This window comes from Microcoleus sp. D3_18a_C4, from assembly GCF_036702415.1.
Lineage (GTDB): Bacteria > Cyanobacteriota > Cyanobacteriia > Cyanobacteriales > Microcoleaceae > Microcoleus.
Genome location: NZ_JAUBTI010000135.1, coordinates 1 through 15717, shown reverse-complemented (window position 1 = coordinate 15717; position 15717 = coordinate 1). Strand labels below are relative to the sequence as shown.

Sequence of the window (15717 nt, the reverse complement as noted above, 5' to 3'; positions counted from 1 at the left end):
GTCCTTTTTGGACGGGCGGGACGCCCATCCCACAATAACAATTAAAATTGTAAGTTATTTAATTCGCGATCCTAACTAATCGCAGCGCCAAATCTTAATCGTCTGATCCGCACTCCCGCTAGCGAGCAAATTGCCCGAAGGTGCGATCGCCACCGAGTACACCGTACCCGAATGTCCCTTAAGACTGGTCAACAACTCCCCCGTCTGCAATTTCCAAATATTAATCGTATTATCATCGCACCCGCTAGCCAAAGTCAAACCGTCCCGACTGATAGCAACCGACTCGCCCCGACTCACATAATTTTGCAAAATATGCACCGCCTCATTCGTTCCTAAATTCGTTACACCCTTTCCCTTCCCAGAATTAGTATTTAAAATCCGCAACAAACTGCCCGTATGCAAATTCCGCAGCTTAATCGTATAATCATTGCTCACGCTAGCAAGAATCTGACCGTCCGGCGCGATCGCCACAGAATTCACCCCAACATTCAACCCCGAAAGAGTCCGCAGCAACTTCCCGCTTTCCACATCCCAAACCTTACTCGTCGCATCCGAACTACCACTCGCCAATATTTTACCGTCCGGGCTAAAAACCACCGCATTCACATTGTCAGAATGACCCCTCAAAGTCCGCAGCAACTCACCACTCCGCAAATTCCACAGCTTAATCGTATTATCAGCCCCGCCGCAGCTAGCAATTACCAGGCCCTTCGGGTTAATCGCCACCGAATTCACCTCCATAGAATGTCCCGGAAAAGTACACAGCAAATCGCCGTTGTGCAAATTCCAAAACTTAATTGTTTCGTCCGAACTGCCGCTGACCAACATTTTTCCGTCATAGCTAATAGCAACCGAATTTACGCGATCGGAATGTCCCGTCAGAGTGCCAATTAATTCCGTTGTTTCTAAATTCCAAATCTTAATAGTTTTATCCCAACTACCGCTAGCCAAAATTTTGCCGTCAGGGCTAATCGCCAGAGAATTCACAAACGATGAATGTCCCGGCAGCGTATATACACACCGCCATTTCTGATGTTTTAATTTGTGAGCTAATTCCTTCACCCGCTTAGCTGCCGCCTCAGCTTCCTCTCTGCGTTTGAGTTCAGCCTCCTCCAAACGCTGGCGTTCCGCCCTAGCTTTCGCCTCTCGCAGCGCCAGCCGCCGCATCTCTCCCTTATAGACTATTCGCTGCTGCTCCTGAATTTCTTTAAGAGTTTCAATATACGGTTTGGCCCAATCTTTAGAAAACCATTCCTGAGCAAATTCCGCCTCTAAATTAAATAGCTGAGGTTCGTGAGTAAAATCGATATTTAAATAATACAAATCAGCTAAAAAAGCCGCCAATAACTTGTGAATAGTCACAATTATTTGCCGAATAATCCGCAGGCTCAGCTTTTTATCTTTCCCCTCCGCCTCCAACTGGTGATAAACCTCTTCCCAATTCCAAGGCTGCATCGCCACTAGAGAAACGCTCTGATTGATGACTCCCCAAAAACCAACATGAAAATTAACTTCATAATCGCTGATATCGCTGTACAGTATAGCTGTCGGTACGGGAGACAACACAGTCTGCAACCGCTCCACATCTATATCAGAAATGGATTTTTTGAAATAGTCTCCGTAAAACTGAACCGGGCACAAATCTCCATGCGGGGGGTAGTGCTGGTTCAAAAAAGCTCTTAACTTAGCCGGCAGCTCGATATTCAGATTGTGGCGAAACGAATCCGGGCAATCTTGGCTAATTTTGGCGGGAGCAACTAACAGCAGCAATCGGTGCTGCTGTTGCTGCAAAATCTGTTCAGTTTCCTGCCTGCTCAAATTAGAAAACCAGTTGTCCTTGTCCCAAAGAGTTTGAATTTCGCTCAGCTTAACTCGAATTGCTTCTGATTGAAACTCCCGCATTAAGTCGCGGCAAAGTCGGCTAATGGCCCGCTTATCTCTTACTTCTTGTGCCTTAATTCGATTAGCCCGTTCTTCCTTTACCCTTTCTTCTGCGCTGGCGATCGCGATTAATTCTTGTTCTCTGGCCTGCTGCCGCTGCAAATATCTCACTTGTGCTTTAATCCAGCGGGGGTCTTTTTTGATTTGCTGGTTCAAAGCTGAAGAACCAGAGGGCTCAATTTCTGCATAGCGTTCGTTGACAGCGCTGGCTCCCAATCTTTCTCCCAATTCCGAGGCTACAGGCTTCAACAGTTCAATTAGGGTGTCTGAGACGGGGCGGGGTAAGGGCATACCAGTTAAAACTTTTTCTTACTTAAGGGCGATCGCGCGAGTCAGACATATCCCCCTGGGGCGGGGACTCTTGGCAGGGCTATTAGATTTGGGCGATCGGCCGATGCTATATGTAAGGCGAATCATGCAGGCGAATCGTGCAGCCGCGCCAGCTTAGCACCATAACTTAATAATAATATTTATTTATACACTTTACATTTTACCCCGAATCTGACTCGAAAACACCGACGGAAAAGACTTCAGGATATGCGATCGACCCTGAGTTCCGCCAATTTGTTTTTTTTGTTGCCTTTTGACTCGCTCTTGTCTATAATCGTACTTCACAACCGTAATTACGGTATTCCGACCTAAAAACCGTACTTTATCTAGAGGAACAAATATAATGAGCCCGTGGCAACGCCTAACTCAACACCTTTACTGGCCGCAACAGCCACCAGCCGGTACAAATAAATCATTGACTGGGCTGAAAAGATTTGTGTCACTATTTTTAGTGGGAATAACTTTAAGTCTAGCCGTTGCATCCTGCGGCCAGGGAACCACCAACAACCCCGCAGCCACTCCAGGCAGCAGTCCAGGCGGTGCTAGCCCAGCAGCCAACAAAGGCAACGTAGAATTAACCCTAGTATCCTTCGCCGTCACCAAAGCCGCCCACGAAGCGATAATTCCCAAATTCGTAGAACAATGGCAAAAAGAAAAAGGCCAAACCGTCACCTTCAACCAAAGCTACGGCGGTTCCGGTTCCCAAACTCGCGCCGTAATTGACGGTTTAGAAGCAGACATCGTACACCTAGCCCTCGCCCTCGACACCGCAAAAATCGAAAAAGCCGGACTCATTGAGCCTGGATGGGAAAAAGAAGTCCCCAACGAAGGCATAGTCAGCAAATCCGTAGGAGCAATAGTCACGCGCGACGGCAATCCCAAAAACATCAAAACCTGGGAAGATTTAAGCAAAGACGGAGTAAAAGTGATTACTGCCGATCCTAAAACATCAGGCGTTGCCCGCTGGAATTTCCTCGCACTTTGGGGTTCGGTTGTTAAAACCGGAGGAGACGAAACCAAAGCATTAGACTTGACTACTAAAGTCTACAAAAACGTCCCCATCCTGACTAAAGACGCCCGCGAAGCCACCGACGTATTTTTCAAACAAGGCCAAGGCGACGCCTTAATTAACTACGAAAACGAGATTATTTTGGCGGGTGAGAAAGGCGAAAAACCGACTTATACTATTCCCGAAGTCAATGTTTCGATCGACAATCCGATTGCCGTTGTCGATAAAAACGTTGATAAACACGGTACTCGCGAAGTCGCCGAAGCATTTGTCAAGTTTCTCTACACCCCAGAAGCTCAGCGAGAATTTGCCAAAGTAGGCTTCCGCCCAGTAGATGCGACAGTAGCGGCGGAACCGGAATTTGTCCAAAAATATGCGCCCATCAAAACCCTATTTACAGCTCAAGACTTAGGAGGTTGGGGAGACATTCAGAAGAAATTCTTCGATGACGGAGCTGTTTTTGACAAAATTCAAGGTTCAATTAGACAGTAGTGGCCGGGGCGGGTTTACGAGTTGATTGGTTTTAGTCAATGATTATTGGTAAAACCCGCCCCTACAGCAATTATTCTTTCCAACTCAAAACTATTGACTTATGGCTGGATCATCTGCAATCAGTAACCGTCAATCTCCGATCGAAAATATCAAAAAGGCGATCGGCAAAATCACATTACCTTGGGGAATCACCCTAGGCTATCTCAGCTTAATGCTATTGCTCCCAGTTACAGCAATGCTGCTGAAAGCCAGCACAGCAAACCCCGCCGAATTTTGGGCAATTGCCACCAGTCCGATCGCCCTTTCCGCCTACGATGTCACCTTCTTTACGGCATTAATTGCGGCATTAATTAACGGAGTATTCGGCACATTAATTGCCTGGGTATTAGTCCGCTACGACTTTCCATTAAAACGGATTGTAGATGCAGTCGTCGATTTGCCTTTTGCACTACCTACCTCCGTCGCCGGTTTAACCCTCGCCACAGTTTACAGCGATAACGGCTGGATTGGTTCGCTTTTTGCACCTTTGGGAATCAAGATATCCTTTACTCGCTTGGGCGTAGGTATAGCGATGATATTTATTTCCTTGCCATTTATAGTTAGAACCGTACAGCCAGTTTTAAACGAGATGGAAAAAGAAATCGAAGAAGCAGCTTGGTGCTTAGGTGCTTCTCAATTTGAAACCTTCTGGCGGGTAGTTTTGCCACCGCTATTTCCGTCTATTTTAACCGGAGTAGCACTCGGATTTTCGCGAGCGGTTGGCGAGTACGGCTCTACTGTAATTGTAGCTTCTAACATACCGTTCAAAGATTTAATCGCTCCGGTTTTAATTTTCCAAAGGTTAGAACAGTACGACTATGCAGGAGCAACAGTTATCGGCACTGTCATGTTAGCTATTTCCCTGGCAATGCTGTTCGCAATTAATCTCTTACAAGCATGGAGAAGACGCTATGACGGCTAATATCAATTCACCCGCTGGTTACAAATTTCCGCCCGCAGGTTCTAGTCGGAGTCAGGAAAAAGCTTGGGTAAAACCAACTTTAATCGGAATTGCGATCGGCTATCTCGCTCTTGTCTTATTTATCCCCACGCTCAACGTTTTTTATCAAGCTTTCCGAAAGGGATTTGAGCCATTTCTTTCTAACTTAACCTCGCCAGATTTTCTGCACGCAGCGCAACTAACCCTGATAATTTCTCTGATAGTTGTGCCTATAAATACAGTATTCGGTTTGTGTGCTGCCTGGGTAATTGGTCGCAACAAATTTCGGGGGCGCACGCTATTAATCAGCCTTTTAGACGTGCCTTTTGCCATCTCTCCCGTAGTTGCAGGTTTAATGATTGTACTGCTTTACGGTCGGCTGGGATGGTTCGGGCCGTGGCTGGAGGCGGCAAATATTAGGGTTATTTTTGCCTTCCCTGGAATGGTGCTGGCTACTGCTTTTGTTACCTTGCCTTTTGTGGCCCGCGAAGTAATTCCTGTTTTGGAAGAAGTGGGAACCGATCAAGAAGAGGCTGCGAAAACTTTGGGAGCAAATGACTGGCAAATTTTCTGGAATGTCACGCTTCCGAGTATTCGCTGGGGATTGCTTTACGGAGTAATTTTGACCAATGCTAGAGCAATGGGAGAATTTGGAGCCGTCTCTGTGGTGTCGGGAAATATTGCTAAAAAAACGCAAACTTTGCCTTTGTTTGTAGAGGATGCTTACAAGCAGTACGCGACGCAAGCCGCATTTTCGGCGGCGGTAGTTCTAGGTCTTTTAGCAGTTGTTACTCTCGTGCTTAAGGAGATTTTAGAACGAAAAACTAGGATAAAAGAAGTTGAAGAATAGTCATTAGTCATTAGTCATTAGTCATTAGTCATTAGTCATTAGTCATTAGTCATTAGTCATTAGTCATTAGGGCTTTAGGGCGCGCGCTGTGAACCTCATCCCTCAAACGAGTCATTAGTAAGGTGCGGCGCTATCGACAATCTGGTTGGAAGCTTGAAAATCTCACAGCGGCATATCCTACAAGATATTGGTGCAAAGTGTAAACTGAAACAAAAATTAGGAGTCCCAAATGTTAGCTAACAACACTAGCGAATCTGAATTTGAGGCGATCGACAATTTTCACAGAACCCAAGAATCAGATATTCCCCACTCTGATAGTGGTGACAGCAGACCAACTCAAACCCGCATTCGCATTCGTGTTCCTAAAGAATACCATCAGGAACCTGTGATTTCTAACCTGATTTCTGAATACGGTTTGACTGTGAATTTTAATGCCGCTTTGTTGGGTGTTAAAACTTTAGATGACGGTTGGTTTGACTTGGAACTGAACGGTACAAGTAAACAGATTGAAACGGCTCTGATGTATCTCAATGATTTAGATGTGGAAATCTGGAGCAATTCCAATAATCCCGATGAAGAAACTTGGTAATTAGTGAGTATTGGATGCCCAAATGGAAGAGGAGTTAATATTCTGGACGGTCACGCCAAATTTTCTTTCCTCTTCCCGATCTATTGAGTATAATAGTCTCCAGAAATATTAGTCATGAGTCAGTATTCATCAGTCCTATCTATTCCTCTAAAATAACTGTTCTAACTTTGGGAGTCAGGAATGCAAGTCCTCTGAGTTTTCTGAGGACTTGCATTGGGAGCATCTCAGTTTTGTAAAAAGCATTTTTTTTATTGTAGTGCGAGCGTCCACGCTCGCGTATTGTACAATACGCGAGCGGGGACGCTCGCACTGTACATGCCAAACTGAGATGCTCCCCTTGCATTCCTGCCTCCACACAAATTGGATTGCGGTTGTTCGATCGCACATACCGATAATTCAGCAGCTAACAACTACCAAATAACACCAGCTTACAGCTAATAACCGTGACTGATGACTCTTGATTAACAAATATCGATCGCCATCGGTTCATTATTCGCTTGACAATTTTTATAATATCGGGTATTTAATCCATCTCTGGCATATCAATACACAGCGCCCAAGTCTTCTCCAACATTGTTGTAACAGCCGGAACAATATCCCCTTTAAAACTTCTAAACAATCAAACTAACTCAGTTAGGCTAGGGGTGCATATAAAAACGTTTTTGTCAATATTCAATTTAGGTGAAAGTTAGGTTAGGTGACAGTTAGGGGCGATCCTCTTCTGCAAGCTTCGCCAACGACTCTCATCCGCGCTGGAAAAAGCTCGATCGCTGCTGCGGTTGGTTTGTGATATGAATTTGATGTGTGCGTGTACCAGGAGAATTTGAACGTGGAACTCTATAAAGAACGGAAACACCAGATAGTTTTTGCAGATTCACAAGTTAAAGATTGCGAAAGTTTAACAGAAACGGTCAATCCCGATACAGAAATTGTTATTCTGAAAGCCGATCGCGACGGCCTTGAGCAAATTGCCGAAACACTTAAACAGCGGAAAAACATTGCAGCCGTCCACATTTTGTCTCACGGCGCAGCAGCCAGCTTGCAACTGGGAGCAACAGAACTAAATCTGTGCAACATTGAAAGCTACCGCAATTATTTAGAAACATGGTTTGCTTTGCCAGCAGTCGAAGCAAACTCGAACTCTTCAATTACAGCTAAACCAGAAATTCTGCTTTACGGTTGCAACGTCGCCGCCACAGAAGCAGGTGTGGCGTTCGTCCAAAGGCTGAGCCAGCTCACGGGGGCAAATATTGCCGCTTCCGATAACTTGACTGGCAATGCTGCGTTGGGGGGAGACTGGAAACTCGAAGTAACTACCGGCCATATAGAAACACCTTTGGCATTTTCGGCTGAGGCGAGGGAAGCTTACAGTGGCGTACTGGCTGACTTGAACCAAAGGACTGGCGACTTTAACGGACTGGTAAATGCCATCAATGTTGCCAACATCAACAGTGGCATTGACACGATCACTCTCACTGCCGATATTACCCTCGCAGGGCAATTGCCGAGAATTACCGACACCACCACTATTGTTGGCGGTGGTTTCAAGATCAGCGGCAATAACAACCGTGCCTTCGTAGTTGATAACACAACCTTTAACATCTCAAACCTCACCATTGATTCCGCAAAAGCAGTAGGCAACGCAGGAACCACCGGTGGTGGTGGCGCTGCGGGCTTAGGTGGCGCACTTTTTATCAACAACGGTACAGTCACAGTTGACAGAGTTACTTTTTCTAATAACTCTGCCGTTGGCGGTGCAGGTGCGGCGGGGAACGGTGGCAAGGGTGGTAACGCGGATTTGGCTACTGTTTTTCGAGGCACACCCGGTGGAAATGGAGCAAATGGCCGCGACGGTCGTCCTAGCTTCGGCCTAAATGGAGAAAATGGCGAACCGGGTACTGCCGGTGGAGCTGGCAGTCCTGCCGGTAATGGTGGTACAGGTGGTAATGGTGGTACAGGTATTGCAACTTTCTCTGGCGGTACTGGCGGTACTGGCGGTACTGGCGGCATTGGTAGCGTTGTCGGTAGTGGCGGCGGTGGTGGCGGTGCCGGTGGCAATGGCGGTGCTGGCGGTGGTGGTACTCAAGGTAATGGTGGCAATGGCGGTGGTGGCGGTGCTGGTGCTACTGCTGGCGGCGGTGGTGCTGGCGGTACTTTTGGTACAGGTGCTGCGCCTGGTGCTATCGGCGCAGGAGGCACTGGCGGCTTCGGCGGCGGTGGCGGTAGTGGCAATGGTGCAAGCGCAGGAGGCACTTTTGGCGGTGCTGGTGCTACTGCTGGCGGCGGCGGTGCAGGTTTAGGCGGCGCGATTTTTGTTGGCGGTGGCACTTTGACCATGACCAACAGCACCTTATATAGCAACACAGTTAGGGGTGGCGATGCTGGTAATGTTGCCGCAGGTGCCGGTCAAGCTGCTGGTGGCGCGATTTTTGTCAACTTAGGTGCTACCGCTACTCTGACCAATAATACGATCGCTTATAACTCTGCAACAGCCGCCACAGTTGGCATACCGGCTAGTCTGATTGCTAATGCCGGAGGAATTTACAACAACGGCGGTACAGTTACAGTCAAAAACACGATCGTTGCTGGCAACGTTGCTACTACCGACACAGATGTTACAGGGGCATTCACAGGAAATAACAACCTAATTGGGGTTCTCGGCAGTAGCACTGGTTTCACAGCTCAGGCATTAGCGGTTCCTTTGGCAAATGTATTAGCTCCAGCCGCCTCTGCCGGACTCAACGGTGCAACTACCGGCCCGTTCACCATTGCCCTAGTTGACAACAGCCCCGTCACTACCAGCAGCAACCCTGCAATTGGTGGGGGCGACCCGACAATAACGGCAGTGGGCGCTACAGCTTTTGACCAACGAGGTACCGGCTTTCCTCGAAAAATTGACAATACTCTTGTCAGCAAACCGAATATTGACATCGGTGCTTACGAGTACGGGCCCGTGGTCAGGGGTCAGAAATTCAACGACGTTAACGGTGACGGCGTTCAGCAGGCGGCCACTGAACCAGGTCTTCCGGGCTGGGTGATTTCTGTAGGCACAAAAAACGCTACCACCGCAGCCGACGGCACCTACACGATCCCGGACGTAAAAACAGCTACTCCGATTACAGAAGCCCCGCCCGCTGGAACGCCTGCGACCGATTGGGTACAGACTCTCGGCCCGACTCCCGCTTCTACAGGTGTAATTGATGTTACTGGTGCCAACTTTGGCAACTTCAAAAAAACATCGATCGCGGGCAAAACCTACACCGATCTCGCGGGCAACGCCGTTTTAGATGCCACCGACACCACATTAAACGGCGTCACGGTCACTTTATACAAAGACACCAACAACAACAACACGCTAGAAGTCGGCACAGATACGGTTGTGGGCGCGCCGGTAACTACTGCGGGAGCTGGAGATTACCTGTTCTCGGATATAGGCCCCGGCAATTACCTGATACAAGCCACTGCCCCAGCCAACTCCACTATCTCTTTCCCCGCTGCCGCACTTCCCGTTACCGCCCTAAGCGGTACTGCCGTCACCGGTCAAAACTTCGGCGTTTTCCAAAACATCACCGTTAGTGGCACCAAATTCACCGACCTCACAGGTAATAGCTTCTCTGCTGACGACACCCCCCTCAACGGCACTACCGTTCGCTTGTTCAAAGATACTAACAATAACAGCACTTTAGATAGCGGTGACACGGAAATCGCCTCTCAAGTTACCGGCACAGCGCCAGCAGCGCCTGGAACGTATAGCTTTGCCAACGTTGGCAGCGGTCGGCACTTTGTGAGAGAAGACGTGCCGACTGGTTTCTCACAAACCGCCGGCCCGACTTTTTATCCAATTAACCCGGTCAGCGGCACAAACATTACGGCTCAAAACTTCGGCAACTTCCAACTAGGCAAAATCAGCGGGATCAAATTTAACGACCTCAACAAAAATGGCATCCAAGATGCGCCAGCAGAACAACCCCTAGGAGGCTGGACAATCTACCTGGATGCCAACGACAGCGGCAGCCAAGATGCAATACCAGCCGAAACAGGCACCAACGCCACCGTCACCGATGTCGCAGGCAAGTACCAGTTCACCAACCTGCCAGCCGGCACTTATACAGTGCGGGAAGTGCCACAAACCGGCTGGACGCAAACTCTACCCCCTGTCAATCCAGCCAGGCCTACTCTTCCCGGCGCGTTTACGATCGCCGTCACCAGCGGCACCGACTCCCAAAACAACAACTTCGGCAACTTCAAGCCCAACTCGATTAGTGGTCTGAAGTTCAATGACCTCAACACAAATGGCATCCAAGATGCGCCAGCAGAAACAGGACTACCCAACTGGCGATTCTTCCTCGATACCAACGATAACGGTACTCTCGACACTGGGGAACCGAACACTCTCACCGATGCCACCGGCAACTACAAATTCCTCGATTTGTCAGCCGGAACCTATAAGGTGCGGGAAGTCTTGCAGCCTACTTGGACGCAAACTACCTCCGACCCGGCGGACATCACTGTCACCAGCGGTCAAGACATCGCTAATATCAACTTCGGCAACTTCCAGTCGAGCACTATCAGCGGTCAAAAATTCAATGACCTCAACAACAACGGCGTTAAGGATGCCGGAGAATTGGGGCTAGCTAACTGGCAAATATTCCTCGACAGTATCAATCCGGCTGAATCGTTTCAGCAGGGCGAACCGACTACCATCACTGATGCAGCGGGCAACTACACTCTCCGAGATATACCTGCAGGCACTTACAGGGTAAGGGAAGTCCAGCAAAACGGCTGGACGCAGACGACCCCCAACCCCGCTCCCGTTACGGTTAATCCCTCGGATAACATCACGGGCATTGACTTCGGCAACTTCCTGCCCCAACCCGGGGCGATCCGAGGTCTGAAGTTCCAAGACACCAACAACAATGGCACTCAGGATGCTGGAGAACCGGGTTTAGCCAATTTCCAAATTCAGTTAACCACTGTCGTAGCTGGAACTGCTCCTGCTCCTGTTACTACTACCACAGACAACAGTGGCAACTACCTGTTCGCGAACCTAACGCCGGGAACCTACCGTGTCAGGGAAGTCAACCAAACTGGGTTTACCCAAAGCACACCCGATCCCGCCGACATCGCCCTAACTTCAGGCGCTATTGTTACGGGCATCAACTTCGGGAACTTCCCAGCGCCGCCGCCGCCGACGCCGACTCCGACGCCGACGCCGACGCCGACTCCGACTCCGCCACCAGTGCCACTGCCACCTGTACCGACGCCGACGCCTGCACCTGCGCCGACGCCTGCACCTGCGCCGACGCCGACACCTGCACCTGCACCGACGCCGACACCTGCACCTGTACCGACGCCGACACCTGCACCTGTACCGACGCCGACACCTACACCTGTACCGACGCCGACACCTACACCTGTAACGACAGATTTGGTTTGCCCTGAGAACTTCCCCAGGATAGCTACTCCCACTGAACCAGGTACTCCGACCGCGGGTAATGTGATCAATGGCCCTAACGGCGACGATACGATCGTGGGTAGTGCCGGCAGTGACTCTATCTTCGGGTTGATCGGCAACGATTTGATCTTTGGTCGAGGGGGCGGCGACTACATCAATGGCAATATAGCCAACGATACTCTCTACGGAGGCATCGAGAGCGATACTCTCTTCGGTGGTAAAGGGTTTGACCTGATTTTTGGCGATCGCGGTAACGATACGATTTTTGGCAATCGCGGCAACGACTCTCTTTCTGGCGACGAAGGCAATGACTTATTGTACGGGGGCAAAGCCGATGACGTAATTTTGGGAGGCGCTGGCGACGACGTGCTATTTGGCGATCAAGGCAATGACACTCTCTGCGGCGACGACGGTAACAATACCTTAATTGGGGGCAGCGGTGATGATTTGCTCTTTGGTGGCACCGGCGATAACTTGCTCTTTGGTGGCATTGGCAGCGATACCCTCGTCGGTGGCAGTGGCAGCGATGGTTTTGTCTTGTCAGCGGGCGGAGGAATTGACACGATTTTCAACTTCACCGCAGGAGTTGATTCGATCGAGTTGGTGGGAGGCTTGGACTTCAATCAACTGTCGTTAACCGAAACTAATGGCTCGACGGCGATCGGAATCGCCAACAGCGACCAGATTTTGGCTATACTGAGGGGCGTACAGCCGAGCCAGTTATCGGCTCAGAGTTTTAACTTGCTGGTTTAGTCTGCAGATAAAAGTTTCGAGAGTCAGCCAAAGAAGGGGAACGAATTCCGTTCCCCTTCTTTTGTCAAATTTGTTCGAGATACTTGAGCAAGTCGGCCATTTCTTGCGGACTCGGTTGAAACTGGGGCATTGGTGGGGTTTGCCCGCTGGTGACTTGCCGGATCAGATCCAATTCGGATTTGCGCTCGGACACTCCGTGCAAGTTGGGCCCGACTTGACTGTCGGAAACGGAGATGTGACACCCCGCACAGTTCATTTGAAAGATGGCGGAACCCTGAAACGGGTTGCCCGTGAGGGATAGTACGCTTTTGACGTAAGGATCGGCGACTTGAAATTGACGTATTGTGATAATCGCCAACATGATGGCAAGCAACACCGCGATCGCAAATATGGCAAGTCGCTCGATCGGGTTTTTAATTTCATTCCTGGCAAGTTGGTTATTCAAAGGAGTTCAATTAAAAATAGTATCTACAAGAAAATTTATTTCTCATAACATAGCTTAATCGTTCGCAGCGGGGAGAGCAAGGTCTGATACTCCCGGAAGGGCGCTTTTTGGAAAATTCATCTGTGTAAGTGCTGGTAATATTAAAAATAGGTTGTTAAATCTTAACGTTAAGGAGCTCTCATGGTAGAACCGCTGCTTTCAGGTATTGTTCTGGGTCTAATCTTTGTTACTCTGGCGGGGCTGTTTTTTGCTGCTTATCAGCAGTACAAGCGCGGCGATCAGTTGGGTATCAATAAGTAAAAGGCTTGTAGGGGCGGTGCCTTGAGTGCCCGCCCTGCCTTGAGTGCCCCCCGAATCATCCGTGTATCCGTGTCCAAATCCGTGTTGTGCTGTTCGCCTTTGTTTGTTAAAGATATCGATCGAGAATAGCAGCAGTTTCCAGCCCTGTTTTTTCCCAGCTAAATTGTTTTGCTCTCGCTAAACCGAGATCCCGCAAGTGCGATCGAACTTTGGCATCGACTGCAAGCTGGTGCATAGCAGAGGCAATTTCCTCGACGCTGTAGGGGTTGACTAATAAGGCGCCGTCCCCCGCCACTTCTGGCATTGAAGACAGGTTAGATGTGATGACAGGAGTGCCACAGGCCATTGCTTCGAGCACGGGGAGGCCGAATCCTTCCCAAAGACTGGGAAAAACCAGGGCGATCGCTTGGTTGATGACTTTGGGCAAGTCGGCCGCGGGGAGGTAATCTAAGAATTTTACTCGATCGACCAATCCCAATTCTTGAACCTGCGCCTTCAGCAGCGGTGTATAGCGTTTGTCTTCCGAACCTGCTATCCACAATTCGTACTCGGAATTATGTTCCAAAGCAGCAAATGCTGCTACAACTCGCTGCACGTTTTTATAAGGATTGTGGCGGCCGATATAAAGAAAATAATTGCTTGTTGGTAAGTCTAGAAAACGGAAAAAACTGGTGTCATATCCGGGGAAAATTGGCGTAATTAAATTAGTAGGAATCTTGCAAAAATTAGCGATATCTTTGGCAGTTGATTCAGAGTCACAAATGAGGTGTTGAGCCTGCCGCAGCACTTGGGGAATGTAGTAGCGGTGGTAAGGTGTCAGAGGATCGAAGCGGCGGGGAAATCGCAGCGCTATCAAGTCATGTACTGTAATTATATAGCGGCAACCTGCAAATAGAGGAGCTTCGGGAATTGGGGAAAATAACAGGTTAGATTTTAGCTGTTGGTAAATTTTGGGGAGTTGGGTTTGTGTCCACAGCAATCGGTTGATGTGGCCTTTAATTCCTTGTTCGGGTGTTAGGTTGGCGGGAATTTGGTAGCAGTTGTTATTGGGAAATTTTTCGGCTGTTAGTAATGTTGGGTTGAGGGATTTTAGGTGGGGAAATAGGTTTTTGGCGTAGATTGCTAAGCCAGTTGGTTTGGAAATTAGGAAGGAGAGGTTGATGAGCAGGTTGGATTGGGGATTGGGCATGGGATAATATGTAGATTGCGGTTTTTTGGTGGGATTTTTTTATTTAACCTGAGATATTGCACCATTCTCCATGAGCTTTTTAGGAACAGGCAAGATGCCTGTTCCACAATAAAATTTATCTTTTGTGGAACAGGCATCTTGCCTGTTGCTGACAAGGGTGTAAGATGTGAGTTTAACCGCAGATGGCGCAGAAAGGAAGAGAGGGAAGATTTACAGATATTGCTGTAAGATGTTGGCGGTTGCTTTTCCGGTTTTGTGCCAGCTAAATTGAGATGATCTGGCTAAACTAGCAGTTTTTAAGTTCGATCGCACTTTTGAATCTGTGGCTACTGTTTGCATGGCTTCGGCTATTTCTGGGACGCTGTAAGGATTGACTAATAATGCGGCATCTCCGGCTACTTCTGGCATTGATGACAGGTTGGATGTGATGACTGGTGTGCCGCAAGCCATTGCTTCTAAAATTGGTAAGCCGAATCCTTCCCAAAGTGTAGGGAAAACTAGGGCGATCGCCTGATTCATCAGTACGGGCAATTGAGAATAGGGAACGTAACCGAGAAACTTTACCAAAGATTGTAAACCTAATTCTTCAACTTGTGCTGTCAACTGCGGTGTGTAGGCATTGGGAGGCCCTGCTAGCCACAATTCGTAATTTGCGCGATCGGGCAAACTCGCAAATGCAGCAATTAATCTTTCCAAGTTTTTGTAAGGATCGTGTCTGCCGGTATAAAGAAAATAATTTTTGGCGGGCAAGTCGAGATATCTAAAATTAATATTATCGCAAGCTAGGGGAATTGCGGTCATTTTATTAGACGGAATCTGGAAAAAGTTAGCAACATCTGCCGCCGTTGCTTGAGAATCGCAAATAATGTGTTCTGCTTGCCGCAAAACCTGCGGTATGTAGTAGCGAAAATAAGCTGTTAATCGAGAAAACCGTTGGGGAAACCGCAAAGGAATTAAATCGTGAACAGTGACGATGTAGCGGCAGCCGGAATACAAAGGTGCTTCGGGAATAGGGGAAAATATCAGGCTTGACTGCAATTTTTTGTAAATCTTTGGCAAGTTGAATTGAGTCCACAGCAGCCTGTTAATTTGTCCTTTCGGCCCTCGATCCGGTGTCAGAGTTTCTGGGATTTGATAGCAAGTATAATTGTTAATTTGCTGGGAAGTCAGTAATGTGGGTTCTAGCGGTTCCAGTTGCGGGAAAAGATTAGCTGCATAAGTCCCGATTCCAGTTGGTTCGGGTGTTAAGAAGGACAAATTGATTAACAGTGAATTAGACATGATTTTATAGAACAGAATTTATCCCAATTGTAGATACTGTCTTGATCTGTCAAGGGGTAGCGAGTAAATAATTGGGGTCGAAAGGCTTTTGGGACTTTAAAATA

Annotated in this window: 10 protein-coding genes; 6 read left to right on the top strand and 4 right to left on the bottom strand. The window is 48.4% G+C overall.

All coding sequences use genetic code 11. The features are described 5' to 3' along the window. Window positions 1-75: 75 nt before the first annotated feature. Entirely contained in the window at window positions 76-2232 is a 2157-nt protein-coding gene (locus QUB16_RS30515; protein WP_333321935.1) for a WD40 domain-containing protein, read from the bottom strand. A 382-nt stretch (window positions 2233-2614) separates the two neighbouring features. Here QUB16_RS30515 and QUB16_RS30510 point away from each other — a divergent pair, with 382 nt between their 5' ends. The 5 genes from QUB16_RS30510 to QUB16_RS30490 all read left to right on the top strand — a co-directional run bounded on the left by QUB16_RS30510 (window position 2615) and on the right by QUB16_RS30490 (window position 12398). After that, window positions 2615-3772: a sulfate ABC transporter substrate-binding protein gene (locus tag QUB16_RS30510; RefSeq protein ID WP_333321933.1), complete on the top strand. Its 1158-nt coding sequence runs from the start codon at window positions 2615-2617 to the stop codon at window positions 3770-3772. Window positions 3773-3872: 100 nt separating this feature from the next. After that, complete coding sequence (gene cysT, locus QUB16_RS30505) at window positions 3873-4733, top strand: sulfate ABC transporter permease subunit CysT (RefSeq protein WP_333321931.1); 861 nt, start codon at window positions 3873-3875, stop codon at window positions 4731-4733. Next, the gene (gene cysW / locus QUB16_RS30500; RefSeq protein WP_333321929.1) at window positions 4723-5601 is read left to right on the top strand and encodes a sulfate ABC transporter permease subunit CysW; all 879 of its coding nucleotides are present in this window, start codon (window positions 4723-4725) and stop codon (window positions 5599-5601) included. The genes cysT and cysW overlap by 11 nt, the downstream gene beginning before the upstream one ends. Before the next feature lie 229 nt (window positions 5602-5830). Next, on the top strand, window positions 5831-6190 hold the full coding sequence (locus tag QUB16_RS30495; RefSeq protein ID WP_333144179.1) for an NIL domain-containing protein: 360 nt from the start codon (window positions 5831-5833) through the stop codon (window positions 6188-6190). Between the two features lie 829 nt (window positions 6191-7019). Next, a complete protein-coding gene (locus tag QUB16_RS30490) occupies window positions 7020-12398 on the top strand; it encodes an SdrD B-like domain-containing protein (RefSeq protein ID WP_333321927.1) in 5379 nt (1792 codons plus the stop codon). A 64-nt stretch (window positions 12399-12462) separates the two neighbouring features. Here the strand turns inward: QUB16_RS30490 and QUB16_RS30485 are convergent, their stop codons facing one another. Next, a complete protein-coding gene (locus QUB16_RS30485) occupies window positions 12463-12843 on the bottom strand; it encodes a cytochrome c (protein WP_333321925.1) in 381 nt (126 codons plus the stop codon). 180 nt (window positions 12844-13023) lie between these two features. Here QUB16_RS30485 and petG point away from each other — a divergent pair, with 180 nt between their 5' ends. Continuing rightward, window positions 13024-13143, top strand: a complete 120-nt coding sequence (gene petG / locus QUB16_RS30480) for a cytochrome b6-f complex subunit V (protein WP_006632329.1) — start codon at window positions 13024-13026, stop codon at window positions 13141-13143. A gap of 106 nt (window positions 13144-13249) precedes the next feature. Here the strand turns inward: petG and QUB16_RS30475 are convergent, their stop codons facing one another. Both QUB16_RS30475 and QUB16_RS30470 read right to left on the bottom strand, forming a co-directional pair. Continuing rightward, window positions 13250-14332, bottom strand: coding sequence for a glycosyltransferase family 1 protein (locus QUB16_RS30475; RefSeq protein ID WP_333321923.1), 1083 nt, complete (start codon window positions 14330-14332; stop codon window positions 13250-13252). Between the two features lie 210 nt (window positions 14333-14542). Then, window positions 14543-15613, bottom strand: coding sequence for a glycosyltransferase family 1 protein (locus QUB16_RS30470; protein WP_333321921.1), 1071 nt, complete (start codon window positions 15611-15613; stop codon window positions 14543-14545). Window positions 15614-15717 lie beyond the last annotated feature (104 nt).

Bases quoted from the DNA above. Each gene is read 5' to 3' on its own strand.
- QUB16_RS30495 (WP_333144179.1), top strand. From the start codon at position 5,831: ATGTTAGCTAACAACACTAGCGAATCTGAATTTGAGGCGATCGACAAT.
- cysW (WP_333321929.1), top strand. From the start codon at position 4,723: ATGACGGCTAATATCAATTCACCCGCTGGTTACAAATTTCCGCCCGCA.
- QUB16_RS30470 (WP_333321921.1), bottom strand. From the start codon at position 15,613: ATGTCTAATTCACTGTTAATCAATTTGTCCTTCTTAACACCCGAACCA.
- cysT (WP_333321931.1), top strand. From the start codon at position 3,873: ATGGCTGGATCATCTGCAATCAGTAACCGTCAATCTCCGATCGAAAAT.
- QUB16_RS30510 (WP_333321933.1), top strand. From the start codon at position 2,615: ATGAGCCCGTGGCAACGCCTAACTCAACACCTTTACTGGCCGCAACAG.
- petG (WP_006632329.1), top strand. From the start codon at position 13,024: ATGGTAGAACCGCTGCTTTCAGGTATTGTTCTGGGTCTAATCTTTGTT.
- QUB16_RS30515 (WP_333321935.1), bottom strand. From the start codon at position 2,232: ATGCCCTTACCCCGCCCCGTCTCAGACACCCTAATTGAACTGTTGAAG.
- QUB16_RS30475 (WP_333321923.1), bottom strand. From the start codon at position 14,332: ATGCCCAATCCCCAATCCAACCTGCTCATCAACCTCTCCTTCCTAATT.